Origin of the sequence: Arenicella chitinivorans (genome assembly GCF_014651515.1) — a bacterium.
GTDB lineage: Bacteria > Pseudomonadota > Gammaproteobacteria > Arenicellales > Arenicellaceae > Arenicella > Arenicella chitinivorans.
This window is the reverse complement of record NZ_BMXA01000004.1, coordinates 223,109-246,565: the sequence shown is the minus strand read 5'-3', so window position 1 is coordinate 246,565 and position 23,457 is coordinate 223,109. Positions and strand designations below refer to the sequence as shown.

The 23,457-nt window shown below is 49.8% G+C and carries 18 protein-coding genes; 9 read left to right on the top strand and 9 right to left on the bottom strand.

Features of this window, described 5'->3' with window-relative positions; translation table 11 throughout:
• Positions 1-79 precede the first annotated feature (79 nt).
• A complete protein-coding gene (locus IE055_RS12855) occupies positions 80-928 on the top strand; it encodes a MipA/OmpV family protein (RefSeq protein ID WP_189401842.1) in 849 nt (282 codons plus the stop codon).
• On the opposite strand, the gene IE055_RS12850 is transcribed toward IE055_RS12855, so the two are convergent.
• The gene (locus IE055_RS12850; protein WP_189401839.1) at positions 925-1,287 is read right to left on the bottom strand and encodes a VOC family protein; all 363 of its coding nucleotides are present in this window, start codon (positions 1,285-1,287) and stop codon (positions 925-927) included. The two genes, IE055_RS12855 and IE055_RS12850, sit on opposite strands and share 4 nt — an antisense overlap.
• A 529-nt stretch (positions 1,288-1,816) precedes the next feature.
• On the opposite strand from IE055_RS12850, the gene IE055_RS12845 reads away from it, so the two are divergent.
• Positions 1,817-5,056, top strand: coding sequence for a S8 family serine peptidase (locus IE055_RS12845; protein WP_189401836.1), 3,240 nt, complete (start codon positions 1,817-1,819; stop codon positions 5,054-5,056).
• Between the two features lie 153 nt (positions 5,057-5,209).
• Complete coding sequence (locus IE055_RS12840; protein ID WP_189401833.1) at positions 5,210-6,415, top strand: tetratricopeptide repeat protein; 1,206 nt, start codon at positions 5,210-5,212, stop codon at positions 6,413-6,415.
• 94 nt (positions 6,416-6,509) lie between these two features.
• On the opposite strand, the gene IE055_RS12835 is transcribed toward IE055_RS12840, so the two are convergent.
• Positions 6,510-7,580, bottom strand: a complete 1,071-nt coding sequence (locus IE055_RS12835) for an MBL fold metallo-hydrolase (RefSeq protein ID WP_189401831.1) — start codon at positions 7,578-7,580, stop codon at positions 6,510-6,512.
• A 256-nt stretch (positions 7,581-7,836) separates the two neighbouring features.
• Here IE055_RS12835 and IE055_RS12830 point away from each other — a divergent pair, with 256 nt between their 5' ends.
• The 4 genes from IE055_RS12830 to IE055_RS17975 are packed head-to-tail and all read left to right on the top strand — an operon-like array spanning position 7,837 to position 10,561.
• Positions 7,837-9,498 carry a nitrite/sulfite reductase gene (locus tag IE055_RS12830; protein ID WP_189401828.1) on the top strand — a complete coding sequence of 554 codons (1,662 nt, stop codon included), beginning with the start codon at positions 7,837-7,839 and terminating at the stop codon, positions 9,496-9,498.
• Positions 9,495-10,073: a DUF934 domain-containing protein gene (locus IE055_RS12825; RefSeq protein WP_189401825.1), complete on the top strand. Its 579-nt coding sequence runs from the start codon at positions 9,495-9,497 to the stop codon at positions 10,071-10,073. Before IE055_RS12830 ends, IE055_RS12825 begins: the two co-directional genes overlap by 4 nt.
• Positions 10,074-10,120: 47 nt before the next feature.
• Positions 10,121-10,426: a hypothetical protein gene (locus tag IE055_RS12820; RefSeq protein ID WP_229794281.1), complete on the top strand. Its 306-nt coding sequence runs from the start codon at positions 10,121-10,123 to the stop codon at positions 10,424-10,426.
• A 9-nt stretch (positions 10,427-10,435) separates the two neighbouring features.
• Complete coding sequence (locus IE055_RS17975) at positions 10,436-10,561, top strand: hypothetical protein (protein WP_268244545.1); 126 nt, start codon at positions 10,436-10,438, stop codon at positions 10,559-10,561.
• Here IE055_RS17975 and IE055_RS12815 read toward each other — a convergent pair.
• The 7 genes from IE055_RS12815 to thpR all read right to left on the bottom strand — a co-directional run bounded on the left by IE055_RS12815 (position 10,558) and on the right by thpR (position 21,687).
• Positions 10,558-11,313, bottom strand: a complete 756-nt coding sequence (locus tag IE055_RS12815; protein ID WP_189401822.1) for an SDR family NAD(P)-dependent oxidoreductase — start codon at positions 11,311-11,313, stop codon at positions 10,558-10,560. The genes IE055_RS17975 and IE055_RS12815 overlap by 4 nt on opposite strands.
• 62 nt (positions 11,314-11,375) lie before the next feature.
• On the bottom strand, positions 11,376-13,199 hold the full coding sequence (locus IE055_RS12810; RefSeq protein ID WP_189401819.1) for a PQQ-dependent sugar dehydrogenase: 1,824 nt from the start codon (positions 13,197-13,199) through the stop codon (positions 11,376-11,378).
• A gap of 4 nt (positions 13,200-13,203) precedes the next feature.
• A complete protein-coding gene (locus IE055_RS12805) occupies positions 13,204-14,823 on the bottom strand; it encodes a DUF1501 domain-containing protein (protein WP_229794280.1) in 1,620 nt (539 codons plus the stop codon).
• Positions 14,824-14,825: 2 nt separating this feature from the next.
• Entirely contained in the window at positions 14,826-17,132 is a 2,307-nt protein-coding gene (locus IE055_RS12800) for a DUF1800 family protein (protein WP_189401816.1), read from the bottom strand.
• A 505-nt stretch (positions 17,133-17,637) separates the two neighbouring features.
• Entirely contained in the window at positions 17,638-20,244 is a 2,607-nt protein-coding gene (gene pepN / locus IE055_RS12795; RefSeq protein WP_189401813.1) for an aminopeptidase N, read from the bottom strand.
• Between the two features lie 19 nt (positions 20,245-20,263).
• A complete protein-coding gene (locus IE055_RS12790) occupies positions 20,264-21,091 on the bottom strand; it encodes a PHP domain-containing protein (protein WP_189401810.1) in 828 nt (275 codons plus the stop codon).
• Positions 21,092-21,108: 17 nt separating this feature from the next.
• On the bottom strand, positions 21,109-21,687 hold the full coding sequence (gene thpR, locus IE055_RS12785; protein WP_189401807.1) for an RNA 2',3'-cyclic phosphodiesterase: 579 nt from the start codon (positions 21,685-21,687) through the stop codon (positions 21,109-21,111).
• Positions 21,688-21,822: 135 nt separating this feature from the next.
• Between thpR and IE055_RS12780 the strand changes: the two genes are divergently transcribed.
• Both IE055_RS12780 and IE055_RS12775 read left to right on the top strand, forming a co-directional pair.
• On the top strand, positions 21,823-22,035 hold the full coding sequence (locus IE055_RS12780; protein ID WP_189401804.1) for a YdcH family protein: 213 nt from the start codon (positions 21,823-21,825) through the stop codon (positions 22,033-22,035).
• A gap of 36 nt (positions 22,036-22,071) precedes the next feature.
• On the top strand, positions 22,072-23,406 hold the full coding sequence (locus tag IE055_RS12775; RefSeq protein WP_189401802.1) for an amidohydrolase: 1,335 nt from the start codon (positions 22,072-22,074) through the stop codon (positions 23,404-23,406).
• Positions 23,407-23,457 lie beyond the last annotated feature (51 nt).

Below are 23,457 nucleotides of genomic sequence, written 5' to 3'. Positions count from 1 at the left end.
CACGATGGCTTTCAGATTCTATCAAAGTTAGACTGATCGTATCGAGTTTAGCCATCCACAATCGTCCACAAAGATGACCATGCCAACCGTCTCGCACCACAGATTCTTAGCCTCTACCCGCAATTTACTGCTATTGGCGATGCTGGGTATGAGTATGTCGACAACGGCCAAACAGCTGCCGCTTTGGGAGTTAGGTTTGGGTTTAGGCGGTCTGCACCAACCCTACTACATTGGCACCAAGCAGCAACGAAATTTGATTTTCCCAGTTCCGGTGCCAATATATCGCGGCGACGTACTGAAGTCAGATGAGGCTGGCGTGCGCGCCTTATTATTGAATAATGATCGCGCCAAACTCGAAATGAGCCTCGACTTCAATCTCGCGGTTGACAGTGACGACGTCGACTTACGTGCCGGAATGCCGGACATCGATAGTCGGCTGCAGATTGGACCCTCACTGGAGTTGAAGCTAGCCGAGTCAGATTTTGACCAGTGGCAACTCAACCTGCCAATTCGCGCTAACTTTGGTATTGGCGAACAGGGTATCGATGAATCTGGTTTCACCTTTGCTCCCAACATCACCTATTTCCGTAATTTTGAGTGGCGCGAACAGCCCTGGCGCGCTGGAGTAGCACTGGGACCGCAGTTCGGGACACGTGACTACCAAAACGTGTACTACGGTGTCGCTTCGGAGTTTGCCACTGACGACCGCCCTGAGTACGCCGCCAGTAGCGGGTATTCAGGTTCACGGTTATTAATGACGTTGCGCTCCAAAAACCAAGACCGGCTCTGGGTATGGTTTTTGCGTTACGAGAATATTTCCGGTGCCAGTTTTGAAGATTCTCCGTTGGTCGAAACCACCGATGGTTTATCACTGGGTATCATTTACAGCCGCTTTATATTTAAGTCAAAACGTCTAATCGAGCCTTAATTAGCTGCGGGCTCAGACCATACCGCAAACTCGCTGCCACTGGGCTCCGTAAAATGAAAACGTCGACCACCGGGAAATGCAAATATCGGTTTTATAACGGTGCCACCAGCCGCCTCTACCTTGGCCAAGGTTTGCTCTAGATCGGTACTGTAAAACACTGCCAACGCAGCGCCGAGATCACTACGGCTAACCAGATCAGCCTGATAGAACCCGCCTTCCAAGCCTTGATTGTCGAAGGCAGTGTACTCCGCACCGTAGTCTGTAAACCTCCACCCAAAGACATTTGTAAAGAAAGTTTTAGTGGATGCAAGGTCGCGCGCAGGTAACTCGAGGTAGTTTAATTTTTCGTGTTTATTCATAAACCATTGTTTCTCCTAACAAAATGATTTTTTGTATGTCATGACAGCGTAATAATCGGCGGCTTTGTTTTCTCGGCGCTTGCCGCCAAGTCATTCTATCCGTAATATAGGCCGCAGTGAATTTGTTCTTGAACGAACACCAATAGCTCGGTCAGTCTGCACCCTAACTAAGACTTTCTGGGCACCATGGGTAGGGAAATATAGGTAATCATCCACGTATCATTCATTTGATAGTGACACGGATGTGTGCCCGGTTTGCCTGTTTCCGCTCGCAGTTTGAGCTCATAAACGTACATTGCGGTACGATCAACTGCGGACAAGCCCTCACACCCTTGGTGTCTATATCTCCCACGGCAACTTTGCCCCCACGTTAAACACTCGCTTCTCCAGCATGTTGTTTTGCGGTACTACTTCATTTTCATTGTTTCACTAAATGTTTGCCAGAGTATGACGCCTATATTGTCGTGCTCGGCTTTATTTATTGATCTCGAGAAGTCTAAGGACTATCTCACCACAGGAGCCAATTAGCATGAAAAAGCGATTTTCCAAATCGATAATAGCCGGTTTGGGTTTTGCAGCTGTCTGTTTAGGAGGACACTCAACTTCCTACGCTGCCGAATCCCCCCTACTGAGTCTGTCAAAACCATCCCAGATTGATCCAGCCTTAATCCCGCCCAAAAGCAACAAGAAACAAGACACCGATATTTATATCGTCCACTTCCGCGACCAACCAACAATTAATTTTGCCGGTGCACCGGGACTCGCTGCGACGAAGCCAGAAGCGGGTAAAAAACTTGCCACCAGCAGCGCCAAAGTGCAAAGTTATCGCAGCTTTTTAAAGGGCAAGCAGGACAGCACCCTTCAAAACTACGGAATCCCCAAAGAAAACAAGATCTACGAATACACCTACGCATTCAACGGTATGGCGGCCCGGATGACAGCGGCGCAGGCTGAATTGCTGAGTCGTGATCCAAGTGTTCTAACCGTAGCCAAGGACGAAATGGCTAAAATGGATACCGACAGCACGCGCGAATTTTTAGAGCTAAATCGCGGTCGTGACGCCGCATGGCGTAGTCGCTACACGGGCGAAGATGTGATCATTGGAGTCATCGATTCGGGCCTATCCCCGGAACACCCGAGCTTTGCCGACGTAAGAACACCGCGCAAAGGCGATCGCGGGCGCCCGGTAGCCTATGGCCCGCCTCCGGCTGGCTGGACTGGCGACGCCTGCGAATTCGGGAACACCGCATTCAATCCACTCGATGTGCCATTCGAGTGTAATAACAAAGTCCTCGGCGCACGTTTTTACAATGAAGGATTTTTGCGCGGTGGAGACCCTGCGGTCGTTCTGGCGCCGGGTTCCGCAATGTCTGCGCGTGACGACGACGGTCACGGTAGTGCCGCCGCATCGAATGCGGCCGGTAACTACGGGGTACAAGCTGAAATTGGAGGTCAACAAGTTGGCAGCAACGTGATGTCGGGCGTGGCACCACGCGCACGCATCGCCGTGTATAAAGTTTGTTGGGATGGGCCAATCATCACCAGTAACCCTGCAGACGATGACAATGGTTGCTTCAATTCTGACTCCATGGCAGCGATTGACCAAGCGGTGGCTGACGGCGTGGATGTCATCAACTTTTCGGTTGGTGGTGCGTCGACAAGTTTCGCCAGTCTAGATGCAGTTGCCTTCCTGTTCGCCGCCGACGCAGGTGTGCATGTTGCTACGTCCGCAGGGAATTCCGGGCCAGAGCTGGCCACCGTTGGCGCGCCAGGTGTTGTGCCGTGGTTGACATCGGTTGGTGCCGTTAACGACAACCAGAACTTTGCATTGGGTATTGATGTGGCTGCGCCAGCGTCTGTTGCGGGATTAAAAACTGCAATTGAAGGCGTAGGGCCAGTACAGTTGACTGACATTCCCGGCGTTAGCGGTGACTTGATGGTCAGCGTGCCAGCAGACGGTTGTGGTGCGTTCACCAATGCAGCTGATATGAGCGGGAAAGTAGCGTTAGTCATACGCGGTGGCTGTGCATTCGACGACAAATACGCCAATGCTGAGGCCGCCGGTGCGACAGCAGTCATTGTCTATAATGATGGTACTGCGCCAGACCGTTTCAATCCGTTCATTATGGGTTTTATTGACGCCTCTCGAGGTATTCCCGGTGTGATGATTGGCTATGAAGACGGCGCGGAACTCGCTGCTGCGAGCGGTGTCACGGTGTCTCTTGACAGTGCAAATCAGGTTGAACTTGCCAACCGAGTTGCGGATTTTTCGTCTCGTGGACCTAACCGCGGTGCGTTTGATATCATCAAACCCGACGTGGTCGCTCCCGGCGTGCAAATTCTGAGTGCGGAGACCACCACAGAGAATGCGGATGCCGGCTCCTCTTCATCCAGTGTAGAGTCATTCCAATACATCAGTGGTACGTCATTCTCCAGTCCACATATAGCCGGTGTCTTAGCATTGATCAAACAGGCACACCCTGACTGGTCACCTGCGATGGCGCGTTCAGCGATGATGACCACGGCGCGTCAAAATCTGGCAACGCAATACAGCGATGATCCTGCCACACCGTTCGAAATTGGCGCAGGTCATGTCGTTCCCAACGCGACTTTCAATCCGGGCCTCGCGTATGATGCTGATTTACTGGACTACGCCGCGTTTACCTGTGGCAACAATGCTCAGCTATTCGACGATGCGGTTTGTGATCTGTTGGCCAGTCAAGGCTATTCCTTTGACGGCAGCGACCTGAACTTACCATCAATCGGTATCGGTGATCTGGTCGGTACGCAAACGGTTACACGTACAGTAACCAATGTTGATGACAGCGACAATCGCCGCCATCGCCGTAAACCGAGTGTTTACAAGGTTGAAGTGGAAGCCCCTCCAGGTATTGATGTTGAAGTGAGCCCACGCAAACTCGTATTACTTCCTGGTGAATCAGCCGAATACACCGTAACGTTTACGGCCAATAGCAATGTTCGTGTCAATGAATTTGCGTTTGGCGCACTCACTTGGGTTGAGCGTGGCAAGCGCAAAGGCCACAAGCATCGCAGCTGGTGGGATTGGTATCGTCATGGTTATTCGTATGGCCACGATAAAAAGAACGCGCGCCAAGTTCGCAGTCCGATCGCAGTCCGACCCGTGGCGTTGGCAACGGTTGACGAAGTCGAAGGAACGGGTACCGATGGCAGTGTTTCAATTCCGGTCCAGTTCGGCTTCAGTGGGACCTATAACGCGGCGTTGGCTGGCATCTCTGAATCAATACCGTTCTCGGATACAGTCACAGAGGCCGATGGTTTGAATGTTCTGTGTTTCGACCTGCCGGCCTTGTCCCACATGCGCATCCAAACGTTTGATCAGGACACCGCCACACCGGGTGAAGACGATCTCGACTTACGTGTGTTTCGTGTGGATGATTGTGCCGGGTCAAACAACCTCACACAGATCGGAAGCAGTGGCAACGCTACCTCGAATGAGGTTGTGGATATCGTCAACCCAACGGCCGGTGGATATATATTCGTGATTGATTTCTTTGCCGCTGCTGGTGGTGCAAGCAGTATTGATTACACTGCATGGATCAGTGTGTTGCTGGGTGATGAAGGCAATGCCACGGTAACCGCTCCCACCAGTGCTACCGTTGGTACGGCCACCAGTGTGACTGTCGATTATACGGGCCTCACCCCCGCTAGCCGTCACCTCGGTGTTGTTTCTCATCAAGACGGTAGTGCTGAAGTAGGTCGTACAATTATCAATATTGACACCAACTAAGTACTCACCAAGTCACTCAATGTGACTCTACATAGAGGCCGAGAGCGCATGCTCTCGGCCTTTTTTATTGCCATTAATGTACGCAAAAAGAAAGACGCTGAGGCGAATCTTTTCTATAGTTGTTAGAAATAGCAAGAAGGAGTTTTAAGCACAATGAAGACTATTCGGTTGGAAGTCCTCGGGTCAGTGTTGATATTACTGCTACTCAGCGCCTGTGCCAGTCAACCAGTTACGGCGGTGAAATATGACTGGATGCAGGAGGTTATCAATTACGAGACACGCCTTGGCCCTGATCACTTAGACAGTGTAGAGAACCTGTATCAAGTCACTCCGGAAATGCGCGCCACAGTGGTCGCTCGGTTTGGAAAACTACCCAAGCTTCGCGCGCTGCGAAAGATGGCGCAATGGTTAATCGACGAAGACGGCAAAAACATGCAATACAACATGGAGGCCAACTATGCACCGATTGAAGCGTTTTATCGTAATGAGGGGAACTGCTTAAGCTTCACACTTATGCTTATTCAATTAGCCGATGAGATCGGCATTACGCTCAATGCGAATGAAGTGGATATCCCCGATCTTTGGGGCGAAAACGAAGATCGTGGTCTAGTATATTACCGACACGTTAATGCGATGTATCGCTCAGATCGATACACTCAGGTATTTGACCTTGCGATTCAAGAATATCGTGCTGGTTTTCCACAGCGGTTTATTAACAAACGCTCGGCGGCGGCATTACTTTTCAGCAACCTGGGCGTCCAATTTATGCAGCAGGAAGACTACGATACGGCGTTACACTACCTTAAACTCGCGGTCTCGGTCGATGCCAAGAACCCGGATCTTTGGATCAACCTGTCAGCCGCGCTGCGACGCACAGGCCAAGTTAATAAAGCCGAGCAGGGCTATCTATATGCCCACCAATTGAACCCGCGGGAAAGTCTTGCCGCCAGCAATTTGGAGCGGTTGTATCGAGGACAAGGCAAACTTCAAGCCGCGGATCGATTCCAAAAGCTGGCTTCGCGAGTTCGCAATAAAAATCCGTATTTACATTTTTACACCGCGCAAAAAGCGTTCGACCAGCGCGACTTTGGTACCGCTGCTAAAGCCGTTAAACGCGCCATAAAACTGCACGACAAAGACCCCCAGTTTTATGAACTTCGCAGCCGTATCTATCAGGTCGAAAGAAAATACATCGCCGCGTTACGTGATCTTGAAAAAGCACACAATATCTCGCTGACGCCGTCTGAGCGCGGCCGCTATGCCAACAAGGTCGATCTGGTACTCGCGGCAGTCAAACAACAAGCTGAAGATCGACAAAAACGATTTGAGCGGTTGACGTTACCACAATTTAGACGTTAAAAAATCCACACCGGTACTCTGTACTCAAGCCTGTTTCCGTGGGGATTGATGATCAATCGCGTCATAACGGCTGCTGCAAATTATGAAGCGCGGATCAACGACGCTGATAATATAACATCACACCATCGGCACCAGTTTTAGCCGCGATCTCTCGGCGATGCAGCAAATAGTTCAAGTGTGCCAGCGTTTCGCCAGTCGCCAGAAGCGTATCGACCACGTTCAACTTACGCGCAAACAAAATATTTCGGGCCTGAACAGCTGAGATTGGCGCCTGTACCGCCAGCCGAAGTTGATTTAATTGACTTAGGTGGTCATTAATCAGCTGTTGCATTCTCGTCTGGATACCAATGAATGGCTCTTGGTGTGATGGCAGAATGACAGTCTCTGCCGGGACAGTGTCCCGCAATTTTTCACACGACGAAATCCAGTCTCCCAATGGATCCGCGTGGCGATTGGCCGGGTAGACGCTGACGTTCGATGAAATACGTGGAATCGCTTGATCGCCGGCAATCAACAGGTTTTGATCTGCATTGTACAAGCACGCATGTTCAGGGGAATGGCCATTGCCACAAATCACGCGCCAGACCTGACCATTGATCTGCAACTCATCATGCTCTTGCAGTATCTCACATTGGCTCGGCTGAACGCGCTCGTTCACCGGTTTTGGATCGCTTAAAAAGAACGGAACATAAGTATCAGTTGCTGTCGCATCAAACCCCAACTCCTGCAAGTAAGCGTGCACCATATCGCGTACACGTGACTGTTGTCGGGAATGAATTTTCCGATACAGACCCAACTCTCCCTGTGTGATGTAAATTCGACAGTCACAGCGCTGAGATAACCAAGCTGCCAACCCAATGTGATCTGGGTGGAAGTGCGTGACTACGATCCGCGTTACTCGGGTCGGATTGATCACCTGCTCAAACACAGCATGCCAAACCGCTTTGCAGCTCTCAGCGTCGTAGCCGGTATCCACAATCGTCCAGTCATCACCATCTCGCAACAACCAAAGGTTAATATGGTCCAAGGCAATCGGCAGCGGCATACGCAACCAAAATACGCCCTCAGCGACTTCATACAGCTCACCAGGCTCGGGGCTCCAAAATTTTTTGAATGGATAGACCAATTCTTTCTTGGTCTCGGATTCAGCGGTCAGTGCACTCACAACAGTTACTCAGCAACGGGTTTGTACTCAGTATAGGTGAGTGGTGACAGCGGGTCTGTGACACTAACTGCTGCAAAATCGGCATTTTCTATTGTGAAGCGACTAACTTTATTGTGTTTAAGGAGGACGCATTTGAACTGGATCTTATATAAATATAAATCGTTATTACTTTTTTTTCTAAACGGCCAGCGGTATATTTCCGCGACCAGTGTCATACACTAATGACCCAATACAGCTGCTAGGCAGACCTATTCACATGTATCAATACGATTCCATCGACAAAACCATCGTCAACGAACGAGTCGCCCAGTTCCGCGATCAAGTGCAGCGCCACTTGGCGGGCGAACTAAGTGCTGCGGATCTGCAACCATTGCGTCTGCGTAACGGTCTGTACATGCAGATACATGCACATATGCTTCGCGTCTCAATCCCGTACGGCATGCTGAATTCCGGCCAAATGCGCACTTTGGCGCATATTGCTCGTAAATACGACAAGGGTTATGGTCATTTTACTACGCGTCAAAACATTCAGTATAACTGGCCAGAACTTGCGGACGTGCCGGATATTCTTGCTGATTTAGCCGAAGTTGAAATGCACGCGATTCAGACCAGCGGTAATTGCATTCGCAATATTTCATCCGATCAGTATGCCGGTGTGGCGCCCGATGAAATTATCGACCCGCGGCCCTACTGTGAAATTATTCGGCAATGGTCGACCCTGCATCCCGAATTCTACTGGTTGCCACGCAAGTTCAAGATTGCGGTCACTGGCGCAACCAATGATCGCGCTGCGGTGCAGTTTCATGACATTGGCTTGGAAGTGATTAAGAATTCACAACAAGAAATTGGCTTTCGCGTTTACGTTGGCGGTGGTCTAGGACGCACGCCGGTTATTGGCAAGGTGATTAAGGAATTTCTGCCGCGTGAAGACATCTTGTCCTACTGTGAAGCGATTCTTCGAGTTTATAACCTGCACGGTCGTCGTGATAATAAATACAAAGCGCGCATCAAGATCCTGGTAAACGCCTTGGGCATCGAAGAGTTCCGTACTCAAGTGGAGGCCGAATGGGCACACTTTAAGGACCAGGCGCTTAAGCTACACGAGGTCGATTTCGAAACAATGCAAGCGTTCTTTCCGCTCCCAACTTATGAGACTCTGAACGACGGCGACGCACGACTCGAGAAATGGCGCGCACTTGATACTCGCTTCAACGCCTGGTATGAACACAATACGTCTGCGCACAAACAAGCCGGGTACCGCATTGTAAATGTGTCATTGAAAGAACACGGCGTGGCCCCCGGTGATGCGACCGATGCTCAAATGGACGCCATCGCGGATATCGCTGACCAGTATGCATTTGGTGAAATTCGCACGACTCACGAACAAAACTTGGTGTTAGCCGATGTTCGGCAACAAGACTTATTGGATGTCTGGAAGGCACTGGACGCCGTTAGACTGGCGACCCCGAATATTGGTTCTGTCAATGATATGATCTGCTGCCCTGGCCTCGACTTTTGTTCACTCGCTAACGCCAGCTCCATTTCTATTGCGAAACAAATCAATGAAAAGTTTACCGACTTCAACGAGCTTTACGACATTGGTGAAGTGAAGCTGAAAATGTCAGGCTGTATGAATGCCTGTGGACACCACCATGTTGGCCATATAGGTATTTTAGGCGTCGATAAAAAAGGCGAAGAATGGTACCAATTGACGCTTGGCGGCGATGCCAGCAATCAAGCTGAACTGGGTACGCGATTAGGCCCGGCCATTGCCAAAGACAAAGTTGGCGATGCTGTGGTCGACATTTTGACGGTATACAAGCACCAACGCCAAAGTGACGAACGCTTACTCGACACTTTTCGTCGCGTTGGTGTGGAACCATTTAAAGAGCAAGTCTATGCGGAGCAAGCGTCATGACGGCAAATCGAAATCTTAAAGCTCGACCGAAGGCTACTCCAGACCGAATTCAAAATAGTGTTCAGTCTACCAAAGCCATCGTTAATCGAACGATTGTTGACGCCACCATGCTGCATGTGGCTGAGACCGATACCTTAACAGTCGACGACCTGCCATCTCAGGCGGTCAGCGTGCCATTAAACCTGTGGTTAGATCACAGCGAGGCAATAGTCGCGCGTGGCAAACCAGTCGCCGTACAGCTTGCAGCTGACGAAGCTCCAGAGGACATAGCCGAGCAACTGAACGACATAGATATCATTGTTCTACCCTTTGTTAGTCATGCTGATGGACGATCGTATTCACACGCCTATAAACTGCGTACACGTTTTGGATTCAAGGGTGAAATTCGCGCTATTGGGGATGTGAAGTTTGATCAACTTGGGTTTCTATCTCGTGTTGGCTTCGATGCGTTTGAGTTACCGGATGGCGAAAGCTTGGAAACCGCCCTACGCGCATTCAACGAATTTAGCGAAGTCTACCAGCCTTCCGCTGATCAAGGCCGCCTAATTTTTTCGCGTCGGCGCGCTATTCACTGATCTGAGAGACGCTTGTATTTCGAGCACTCAACCCCAATATACTGACTATGCCACATATTACGTTTGTCAAAAAAATACTTGCCAATGGTGAGCTATGTAAAAAATGTCTAGAGGTTTCGACCCGCCTGGAGTCCGAAGCACTCATCGATTCGATAGACCAAATCGCCATTGCCGATGAACGTGACGCGGATTCAGAAGGTGCTCGTTTGGCGCGTAAACACGACGTTACCAGAGCCCCGTTCTTCCTGGTGGAGCACGACGACGGACAGGTGGAAGTGTTCGATATTTACTTCAAATTCAAGAAGTTCATGGCCAGTCAGGGTGTTGGTAGCAGTGAAAAGATCGCGTTGTAATCGGCCCTGATGGATCTCAACACACTGTTAAAAATAGCCATCGTACTGTTTGTCTTTGCGTTCCCGGCTTACATCGTGTATCTGGTCATCAAGACCGCCAAAAACGCAGACCAAGACACCGATTCCGACAACTAGTCTCTGGCTATCGCAAGGCCACCAGCGGCCTGACATGTCGGCATGACTTCAATTTCATTGATATTCACGTGAGCCGGAAGCGTCACAGCCCAACGAATGCATTCAGCGATGTCTTCTGGCGTTAACGCTTGGCACGAGTCATACACCGCGTTGGCCGCAGACTCATCACCATGCAAGCGCACCAATGAAAACTCTGTGTTACCGATAATGCCTGGCGACAGGTTCGTCACGCGTATTTGTTTACCCAAAACATCGGTGCGCAGATTACGGGAAAACTGCTCTACGAACGCCTTGGTCGCGCCATACACATTCCCACCCTGATAAGGGTAACGTCCTGCAATCGAACCGAGATTAATGATATGTCCCTGATTACGTTCAACCATTGATGGCAGGATTTTCCGTGTCAGGTAGGCTAACGAAAGACAATTAGTTTGGATCATGGTTTGCCAGTCCAACCAGTCTGTCTGATCGGCAGGCTTGATCCCCAAGGCGAGTCCTGCATTGTTGACCAAAACATCTGGATTACGAAATATTTCCGGCATGCTGTGCAACGCGGCATCGACGGCGGCATGATCATTGATGTCGCAGGCAATTATGTGGACCGGCGTCGATAATTGAGCAGCCAATGCATCGAGCTTCTCTGCTCGGCGCGCCAATAATACAAGTTGATACCCTTGGTCCGCGAGCACATTTGCCGTAGCTCGACCAATACCGACTGAGGCACCGGTAATAAACGCTGTTTTTGATGTCATGCTGACCTCCTTACTTCAGAAGACGAATTATCGACTACCTGCCACGGAACTACAAACCCAGTTTATAGACAAATTAACGCCAATGTTTCGCGTCGTGTCTTAATAGGCAAGCACATGTCGTCTTCTGGCTCCACACGCTGTAATAGTCCCGTGTTGGCGGACACCACAAAGTCTGGGCTTCCTACCACATACAATTCCTGGTTAGCGTCTTTCCCAAACCCGGTAATGTGCATCGACACACCGTTCGTAACACGTATTTCTCGAAGTTGATTATTCCCGGCGATCATAAACAAGCGCCCGTTGTTAGCAAACCCTCGGCCCCAGTCAGCAAAAACATAATGACCTTGAAGCGCTGAAACTGCCGAGCCGCGATAGACATAACCTCCTATGACGGATATCCCTTCTTCGTGGTCATACTCCACAATCGGATCTTGCATCGGCGGCAGATTCACGCCAAATGGTGGCGTTGGCGACACGTATGTGGTGCCGTCAATCACCGAGAAATAAAAGCTGCCTTCCTTATGGTTCCAGCCTAAATTGACGCCTGGGTTGTTGGAGGAAACACGATTGACTTCCTCAATTGCATCTTGACCGACGTCACCAATATACAAATCAAAATCATTTGACCCCCTAGTTTCTACAGAGAACCGGTACGGGTTACGGAGACCGTACACATAAACTTCATGCAAACCGCTGCTGCCAAAAAACGGATTATCGGTCGGCACACCATACCGTCCGTTGATCGGTGCCACGGCATCGCTATGAATACGTACAATGCTCCCCAGGATCGTGTCAATGTCTTGGCCATTCCCATCGCTACTATGCCCTACGCCTTCATCATTGCGCAGACCACCATCACCCAAAGCAATGTAGAGATACCCATCGGGTCCGAAGGCCAGCATGCCACCATTGTGATTGAATTGCGGTTGATCAACCACCATCAAAATACGTTCGTTAGACGCACTTGGCGTCGGCGACAACGGGTTGAGCACTACCCACTCCGTAACCACCGACTGGTGATCAGGGTCCTGTCCGGGCGGCATGGTTGAAAAATGTGCACGCCCAGTTTGAAAATCCTCTGAAATATAGGTGATCACTTTGCCGTTGGTTGCGTAATCCGGGTGAAACACGAACCCAAGTAAACCACGCTCGTCATAGCCAGGAAAACTTGGTATAGGATTCCCATAGTTAGCCACGAGTTTGTTACTGAAATCCAGAAAAAGCCGTTTCTCGCCGGTCCTCAGATTGACTCGCCAAATTTGACCACCCTGCTCCACCACGTAAATTGATTCAGGCTCGCCGGGCGCAGACAGCGCAGAAACGGGGGCGGTAAAGCCGGTGGCCACGGTGGTTAATTTCACCGTTGCGCCGGCGGGGATGGATGTCGGAATCGGGTTGCGCGTGGAGCAGGTAAGCTCGCTATCGCCGGCATCGACCAATAACGCACACGGCAACGATGCCGGTGGACCGATGAATTTATCGGGATCGTCAACGTAGCGAATACGGTTATTGTCAGTTTGACGCCAACCAGGTTGTGCATTCGCCTGGATCTCCTGCAGAAATGTCGGGCTTCCGGCATCATTCGGGTCGGTGGCAAAGTTTTCGACATCGGACAAACTTTGTTTCAAACGCTGTTCAATGTCAGTGATATCTGAGTTTGAAAGGTAGAGGGATCGAACCAACCAACCATACCGGTTCCACCCATTACCACCCCCACCTCGCTCATGACACAACTGACACACCGCGTCGCCCGACGTAGACTGCGCGCCGTATTCTTCCTGCCACCAACCACGATACTCGTCCCGCGCTAACGCAACTTGACTTAATACGATCGACAGCAGCGAGAAGAACAGCAGTCTTACTGCCAAACCCCGAAATTGCAACATAGTATTAAATGAACAAACTATTGAACATGCCTGCCGATTCGATTATCGCTTGTTCGCCACTGTAACCTGGTGCCATTCTTGGGAACACAATAGAACCAGAATTCGGCGACACCCAATCACACACGCGTGAAAAGATCGGATCTATACTGGTCCGCGGATCAATATCCGGTGTCCTCAGAGAAGTGTCTGCATACTTATCGACTTCGGCGTCTGGAAACAGTTCGCCGTAAATACCACCGCGAACGTTATCACCGATTACAAACATGATATTGCCTTTTCCATGGTCCGTGCCGCCATCGCCATTGTCTCGGATCTGGCGGCCAAATTCGCCTGCTATGGTCAGCACAATTTTGTTTCGATCAACCGAATTTAGTGATGCCCACAGTGCAGAGAACCCCCCATGCAATTGGGTGTCGTCAAATGGCTGAACACCACCCGCGAACTGCCCACCGAAAATATCTTTAAACCCACTTTCGATGCCGCGATACACGTTCGGATCGTTGATATCTGGGTTGTTAGCTTCGCGGCGTTGGTCACCATGGCTGTCCCAGCCACCGTAATCCATCGACACAGTGCGTACATCAAGCAAATCATTGGCAGCACAGACGTCATACAGGTTTCGTATTTGCCGTCCAAAACCATAACCATTGCGTAATACGCGCCGCGCATCGTTGCTACTGTCCGGATTCACTGGCTGACCGTTAATACTGATTGCTCGATGCAATGCTTCAATCAGTGGTGGCTCTGGCAAGTCACTCAAACGCTCTCGTATCAACTCACCAAACTGTCGCACCTTCAGCTCATGGTCCATAAATTTTTGATATGCCTGACTAACTTGCTCGGTCCTGCTACCTGCATAATAACTCCTCAGTGCTCGGGCCATTCTATGCTGTGGTCGATAGATTTGATTCTCTGTCAAATCTTGTACATTTAGACCCATTTCTCGCGAGTTTTGTACCGCAATTAAATCGCGATTGTCGATCGCGTTCGGGTTGTAATTCGGTGCATCACCGACCGGACCAAAACAAAACGCTCGCGGGCTATTGGTTACTGAGATTGCATTCCCCCCAGCTGAGCGCGCTAAGCGACCACCCCAACCTGATCTATCGGCATTGTTCAAACCAGATAGTACGTTTCCTTGGTGCATTTGTAGCGTCGATAAGTCGTGCGCTCGATTGGTACCACCAACAGCATTACATACTAAGGCCACATTCCCGGCACGGAACATATCAATCAACCAACCTGCGTGCCGCCAAATACCAAAGGTCGTTCCCGTGTTGAGCCCACCTGGGTTTTGTTGGCCATTCCAATTATTTCCACCAACGGTGATAGGGTAGTAATCATCGTTCCAACGTTGTTGCCAAGCGGTCGCATTATTGGCAACATCATGTGCCCGCCACCGATTACTCCAATATTGGTAACCAAAACTATTTGGATTACTGTCAAACGCCGGCACAATCAAATGCCGCATATCAGGACCACCGTCCAGAAATAAGTTTACCAGCAGGCGGTTTTGTAACGGTTCAAACCCAGCACGTGCTTCATTTACCAACGTAGGCAGTGCGCCCGTTCCATAGATTAATCCGGAGTAAAACGCAGACTGTAAGAATTGTCGTCTATTCATGATTATTCTCCTTCCGCGAACACGTACGGGGTCGCAAAGATAAAGGCTATCGCCGCTTGTAAGTGCTCATTAGCACGTCGTCGTGTAATCGGGTCGTTCGAGTTAAGCATAACGGGGCTCACTGCAAGTTCTTCAACGAGTCCTCGTAGATACGGGAATGGATCAGTGTTACTTGAGTCGAGTTGCTGACCGTTGAAGCTAAAATTAAACGCGCCCTCTTCGACCTCTGTGTAGTCAGCTTCACCATCATCACCATGTGCGCAATAGTTGTTCCAGCTATCAAAGTGCATAAGATCAGCTAGGCTGTTGTTAGACAGGTTCACCGCTCTACGATCTTCTCGAATGCACAATAGATGGTTTATATCGAAATACGTATTTCGATTACTTTGTTGCCAACTGTATTCAGTCCCATCTGCACGCGGTAAACGTCGGGCACCCAAAATCGCGACTAAATGCGCTCGCTCTAGCGAAGTGTAATTCACAAAGTTACCAACCACGTGACGCCACAGCCATTCGGCGACGTAATCGGCTGTGTAGCCGCCATTCACTGAGGGTATCACCTTGGTCCAATCCTTCACCCAAGGTTGTCCAAGATCGCAAGTACCGCAGTCGACCGGTAATTCCCGTTCGAACTCCCAAGATTCCTGCGTAGCGCTACGATTATAATTTTTCTCAAATGCCACCGCTGAATCAGAAGCCTCAGTCGAGTTTTGTCCGCCAAATACATTGTGCAATGGTCTAAAGATCTCACTGGCATTGTCGCCCTCCATTACCGCGTCTACCTCTCTCCCAGCACGACCGTCGACCCAATCATTGCTCAAATAAGCCTCGATGTTATCGATGTTAAACTTGTTCGCCATGTAGAAGGCACGCTCAAAACTGGTCAAATACTTGAGTTGATTAGGACCATGAAACAATTCAGACGTCGCGTAAGCATGAATGAACGTCAGAAAGTCTTTGTTCGTACCCAATGCCGCCCAGGCAGCCCGTAATTGATTGCGCCGCGATTCGTTTAGATTGTCATCTGCTAAGGTAGAGATAATCATGACCGGCAGGTTACGCAAGCTCTCTGGGTGCATTATCGATATCGGCATTAAGTTATCAATTTTGGCACTAGCATTGGCACCCGAAATGGTTTGCCCAAGGATCGTCAAACTATTGGTATGGTGATATCGCGTATCGAAGTCTACGTGAATATCGCGCCCAAAGTCTTCGATGTACGGCACATCCATATCGGTCAACATTTTGGCTGTTTCGCGGATCGTCCCATCCTCATGATTGGGGTCGTTGGCGCCAAAAATACCGTAGAACAACTGGTGGATTTCTCGTGCAAAATCGTCGTTGCAGTCACAGTAGCTCTCCCCGTTTGAGGTGCGCCAACGATTTCGGTAGTGGCCGTATTGAATCGCCACTGCCGCAGATTTAGCTGCCACACCCATAATTTCATGGTAGGGTCGTCGCGCTTCATGCGCCGCCATAATCTCATCGTAATATTGAACCATCTGTTGGCGACTCACACCCGCGTCTAGGTTAGTCGCTAGATGATAGTTAGTTTCCCAGAACCCGATACGCTGGCGGAACGGGTTCAAACCCCGCACCGCGATCATGCGCGCGAAAGTGCTGTCAAAACGGTAACCATCGATCGATAAATATTGTCGTGCAGATACTGGAATCGGGATATCCGAGCTTTCTGACGCTATAAACTCATAGAACGATCGCATTGTGCCGTGCGCGAACGCTGTGTCTGTGTACTTTTCTCCGCGTGCCAACGGCGACAACTTGGCGTTATGTTCACTGAAGTTCAACATCTCAGCTATTGCTACCCGCGGCTGCATATAAGACCACTCCCGGATCTGTGCATCCGTCGCGTGTCCACCAAATGCAAAAATCTTGAGTACTTTTCGTACCGCGCGCTCGTCCCAGCTGCTGCGTGTTAACGAGTTTAATCCAAGTCGACTCCGACTTGCAGGGTCGATACCAGCACGACTCAAATTTACCGTCACCCCCGGTCCCACATTGAACAGGATTATATTTTCGCCTTGTTGTTGAGCAGCTGGAATGACGTAACAGTTTTCACCTGTTCTGGGGCGCGCGCTGCCTGTTTGTGCCACACCATTTATACTGATCGATAAATCACCAATCGAAAAACCTGGGGCAGAAACGACAAAGCACAACTCGGTATCTTGGCCGGTATTTTGAAAACTGGCTTGAAATGATGAGGTGATCGTGACTGATTCCGGTTCGATTTTGCCTAATTCGAGCACAAAGGCTGAAAGGCCATCCAACAAATACATGTTGATTACGCTCATGACTGATGTCAACTTGTCGCGCTCAGTCCCTGTTTGCGCATGCGCAGTTGTCAGCGATGAAACCGTCAGTAGCAGGATCAGAAGTACTGCACCCACACAGTGGGTATGTGACTTATTTTCTGCGTCGACGAGAAAACGAGGGAGCCACCTCGTCCGTTTAAATTCTAACATTGGCGTACACCTGGGTAGTTCAGTGTTGTTGGATAGAGTCTATAAAACCCACAGCCACCGCTACCGATTTCTGTGAGCCTAATCCCCTACTCTAAATTCAAATACCCTGTGTAAACCCAAATGCATCATAGCTTTTTTTGGCCTACTTGATACCCGTGGCACATCAAATCATGTAGTAACAAATTTTGAACACCTGGAGAAACACCATAAACACTGGTTTTCTCTGTACTTTTGCAGCGATGGATTATCCACGCTGTGAAACGATTACACACCGCATGACAAATTACGTCACTGTCTAAGCTTAGGTTTTACCGGTATCCATACCGTATTAGTATTAGACTGAGAGTGCCTTACTCACTACTTCTCGCACATCGGATGACAACTGTGACACCATGTTGAGCCGCGCTAACTCGGTACGCATACGACTGGCATATGGCTCCGTAAAGCGACGCCATGAGTTTAACGAGCTCACTAGGCGAGCGGCAATTTGCGGATTGATTTGGTCTAGTTTGATTACGTAATCGACCAGCAAAGCATATCCTTTACCGTCGAGTCGGTGGAAACCTGCCAGATTGCCACTGAAGGCTCCCAGTACGGAACGCACGCGGTTGGGGTTGGTCAAGGTAAAGTCACTATGGTGCAATAAGTCTTCAACTTCCCTAAGGGCCTCACTGCTGGGCCGCATGGCTTGTATCGCAAACCATTTATCTAATACCAACGGTTCATGCTGCCATGTTTCATAGAAATCACTGATCAACGCATCGCGATCTGGGTAGTGTGACTGAACCAACGCGGTGAACGCCGCCAATCGATCGGTCATGTTGCTGGCGGCATGGTACTGGTGACTGGCTAAAGCGTAGTACGCGGTCTGACCCGTTTCAACCAAGTAGAATAAAGCACGATTCTTAAGCATGCGTCGTGCGGCTAAACTCTGCGCATCGGTATCAAGCGCGGTATTGTTATCTGCGTAGAGCGCATGAAAATATTTTTCCAAATCTTTTGCCAAGCGCTCTATACATCTGTCACGCACGGCTGAAATCGCAGCAGGGTCTACGCGAGAAGCCAATTCTGCTATATACGCCGCTGGCGGCAAAGTAAGCATTTCAGCCAACACCGCTTTGTCGCTAGGATTGGGGTCAGTCATTAACGCTTCAAATGCATCGCGCACGCGTTGATAGGCTCGCGGATCTAACTCTCCTGTCGTTAACGCTGGCTGTATCATTGCCAGACATAGTTGCTGCATGGATTCCCAGCGTACGAACCCATCGTCTTCATACTTTATTAGGTGCAGGCGATCTGCGTTCGACTGTTTGTACTCGAGTTTGACTGGTGCACTGAAGTACCGCAAAACCGAGACCACCGGCTTACAGGCTAAGTTATCAAAACGAAACTGTTGTTCGGCTTGATTGAATGACAAGGTCTGTGCGACCAGCTTTTTGCCATCCGGAGAAAAGAGCGCCACCTCTATCGGCATATGAAACGGCAATTTATCCGTTTGTCCTGGTGTATCCGGACAAGATTGTTGCAGGCTCAAAGTCAGCACACCGTCGCCAAAATGCTGTTCTACCTTGATTATCGGTGTACCTGCTTGGCTGTACCACCGGCGAAACTGAGTTAAATCGACGCCGCTCGCTCGCTCCAGTGCATGCACAAAATCTTCGGTGGTCACCGCTTGACCATCAAAGTCTGCAAAATACAGATCGGTACCTCGTCGAAACGCATCTGCTCCTAACAGTCGGTGCAGCATTCGGATCACTTCGGCGCCTTTCTGATACACCGTGGCCGTGTAAAAGTTATTAATCTCTTGATAGGAATCTGGGCGAATTGGGTGAGCCATTGGGCCAGAATCTTCCTTAAATTGAAACGCCCGTAAAACCTGTACGTCCTGAATCCGTTTAACCGCTCGAGATCCTAGGTCAGCACTGTATTCCTGATCACGAAAAACAGTAAAACCCTCTTTTAAACTGAGTTGAAACCAATCCCGACAAGTGACGCGATTACCCGACCAATTGTGAAAATACTCGTGCGCAATGACACTTTCAACAGCCTCATAGTCCGCATCCGTCGCGGTATCAGTGTCAGCTAACACGTATTTAGTGTTAAACACATTGAGACCTTTATTCTCCATGGCACCCATATTGAAGTCGTCGACCGCGACAATATTGTAGATGTCTAAATCGTATTCGCGGCCATAAACCCGCTCATCCCAAGCCATTGAACGCTTTAACGACGCCATAGCATGCGCGCATTTATTGATATAGGCTGATTGAGTGTATATTTTTAGCGCTACATCACGACCCGACATGGTAGTGAACTGATCTTCGATAAACTGCAAATCACCAGCTACCAGAGCGAAAAGGTAACTCGGCTTAGGGTGTGGATCATGCCACTGTGCCCAATGCAGCCCGTCAGGACCATCGCCTTGAGCGACCGGATTCCCGTTGGATAACAAAACGGGGCACGCCGCTTTCGGTGCAACGATACGCACACGGTACTCTGCTAATACGTCCGGTCTATCGAGAAAATACGTAATTCGGCGAAAACCCTCTGCCTCGCATTGCGTGCAATAATTGCCACTGGAGCGATACAAGCCGGACAGCTCCGTATTCTGCTGCGGAGCGATCTCGGTCTCGATTACCAGTTCGAATTCATTCGGAACTGCGGGTAACTTCAGGCTCATGTCAGTTTGTTCGTACGCATCCGCAGCCACTGACTCGTCATTGATGGCAACAGAAATTAGCGTTAATTTCTCACCGCACAACGTTAATGCCCGATCGTGCGCGCCATTTCGTGTCACTTTTAGACGAGACTTCACTCGGGTGTTATCCGGCGATAATACAAACTCCAAATCGACCTGACTGATCAGAAAATCAGGTACCTGATACTCTTTAAGGTAGATCGTCGTGTTCATAGCGGGCGCTGATACGTCATTCTCTAACATGGTGTTACTGGTTACAAAATTAGAATTGAGTCCACACGGGAGTCAGTTGTTTAGATAGCGGTTCGGCACAACCAAGTCTTGCCCAAGGTTGATCCATGGCATGAAAATCAGACCCAACGGAGGCGAGCAAACCAAACTTGTTCGCCAATTCACCCAACATTGCCGCTTGTTGTCGATCTGTGGTACCGGTGGATACTTCCATGCCGTTAATTCCGCACTCGCGCATTTCACTGATTAACCGTGATAACTTTGTGCGGGTAAATTTGTATCGATTTGGGTGGGCCAATACGGCAATACCACCTGATGCCGTGATCCATTCACCAATGTCACTCAAACTGGCCCATTGAACTGGGATATAGCCTGGCTTACCACGCACCAAATAACGCTTAAACGCCTGCTTTTTATTTTTAGCCAGCCCCATTTCCACCAACGCGTCTGCAAAATGTGGTCGGGTTGGGACAGAACGTTCTGGGATCAACCGTGTTACTACCGGCCTTATGTCGATATCGTGCTGACTAAAGTCTTCGTACATTGCATCAGCGCGTTCGAGCCGACGTTGACGGTTCAACTGAACTCCCTTGCGCAGTACCGCATTGGCTGGATCAACATTCAATCCAACAATGTGCAGAAGCTGATTCTCCCAGGTGCAAGAGAGTTCCACGCCATTAATCAACGTAATACCGCCGTGCGCGAGCGCTGCTCGACGTGCATCGGCAAGACCGTCGAGTGTGTCGTGATCGGTCAAAGCAAGGTGTGTTATTTCTGCCTCGCCCGCCATCTGCATCAGTTCAAGCGGACTATGGGCACCATCCGAAAAATACGAATGGCAGTGCAAATCATATTTCATCAGCGATTAGTTCCGTATTAAGACGTTAACTCGCCGCTTGCAAACTCAAACTCATCAAGAGGAAAACGGTAGATCGGTTCATATTCCGCACCACTGTTGGTCAAAACACTCTCATACAACACCACTTCGTCAAAATGGGTTTCAAATGAGACATTCAGTGGTATAGCACCAGCATAACTGTTTTTAGTATGACGATAACGACCCAATGTGACATGCGGGATAAATTTGCGTTTATCAAATTCCATATCGACCGACTTAATCGCTGAGATAACCTGTTGATAAACACGTCTCACGGGATCAGATTTCTCAAGCATCGCAGCAACAATTTTCGGTCTGGCGTCGGGGAATGGGCTCAAGTGGCTCAAAACACCCATGAATCCGGATTCTTCGACGGAGTTATCCAATGCCTCAGCCAGATCTTCTAGGTGTGCGTCTTCCTGCTCGCCGAGAAACGCCAAAGTGACATGGTAATTTTCCTGATCCACCCAACGCACCGCACCGCTTTTATCTTGGTATGACATTTTTGCGGCCACATCGCCTAACTGATTGGCTGTTTGTTTCGGGATGGGTAAGGCTATAAAGCTTCTAGTTGTCATGATCCGGATCACCCAAGGCTTGAATAACTAGAATACCATCTGCTCGTCGATTGCACAGCAAAATTGAGTTCTTGTCATTCGTTTATAAGCTAGAATGGTTGAACACACGTGTGGACTGTTCATTTGCCAATTCCAATGCAATTAGATAAAGCCGAAAAACAAGCTCTAATCACAGCGCTTGCCGAACTAAAGCAGCAGCACCGCGATCTCGACCTCGCCATTTCGGACATGGCAGACACGCTGCATGCCAACCAGTTGGAAATTGGCCGGCTTAAAAAGCAAAAGCTACGTTTGAAAGATGCCATTGCTCGAGTCGAAAGTCGTTTAATCCCAGACCTCCACGCTTAATTATTATCTGTCAGAGTTGCTAAGGAGACCCCCCTGATGCCAATCGCCAAACCCGCTTCCTTCCTCGTGTCCCTAACCTGTGCACTGGGTACCACTTGTGCAATCGCATCACCTCTGTCTGATGCTATTGATCTGGATTACGATCGCCACTTGGGCAAGCTGTTTAGGTATTTTCATGCCAATCCTGAACTCAGTCTGGTTGAACACAAGACTGCGGCACGGATGGCAAGCGAGTTGGCGGCAGCTGGGTTTGAGGTAACGTCCGGCGTTGGGGGCACCGGCGTCGTCGCTGTCTTGCGCAACGGAGAAGGGCCACTGATCAGCGTTCGCGCTGACATGGACGGCCTTCCAGTGGAGGAGAAGTCGGGCCTTGAGTACGCTTCCAAGGCCACTCAAGAGGATCCGATCACCGGCAATATTGTTCCCGTGATGCACGCCTGTGGTCACGATGTACACATTACCAGTCTGGTTGGCACAGCGCGGCGCATGGTAGCGCTAAAAGATACCTGGTCCGGCACGTTGATGCTCATTGTACAGCCCGCTGAAGAACGCGTACTTGGTGCCAAAGCAATGATGGATGACAACCTTTATGAACGCTTTGGTACGCCCGATTTCGGTTTGGCATTCCATGTTTCTAGTCAGGTTGAAGCCGGTAAAATTGGTGTTACCGATGACAGCCCATATGCCGGTGCTGACACAGTCGACATAGTAATCCATGGCGTTGGTGCCCATGGTGCTAGCCCACATTCGGGTAAAGACCCCATTGTGCTGGGGGCGCAAATCGTATTGGCGCTGCAAACCCTGGTGTCGCGCGAACTCCCGCCGCGCGATCCCGGTGTTGTCACAGTCGGGTCGTTTCATGCTGGTACAAAACACAACATTATTTCCGACAAAGCAGTGTTGCAATTAACGGTACGCAACACCAATCTCGAGACACGCAAAACCCTCCTCGATGGCATCCAGCGGATTGCCGAAAATATGGGCCGAGTTGCCGGCTTACCCGACGACAAATTGCCAGAAGTTATTATTTCAAATGAAAGTGTCCCGCCAACCATAAATGACACGCAGCTTGCCCAACGACTACGAAAAGTTTGGTTAGATAAAATGGGAGCGAACATCCTTAGTAACCGCCCGAATAAGGGTATGGGTGCAGAAGATTACCCGTTTTTCACCACCGACCCCTATATCCCTAGTGTCTATTTTACGGTCGGTGGTACACCAGAGTCGCAATTTGGTGACGTGGAATCTGGCGGGGCTCCAGTACCAAGTCACCACAGCCCACTATTCAAGATTACCCCGAAACCGGCGGTAACTCGCGGTGTCGAGGCTACCGTCACCGCTTTATTAGACTTATTGCCTAAACAGCCTTAACACAAACACTAAATGCCCGGTTAACGTAATTTATAACCGGGCTTTGATGCG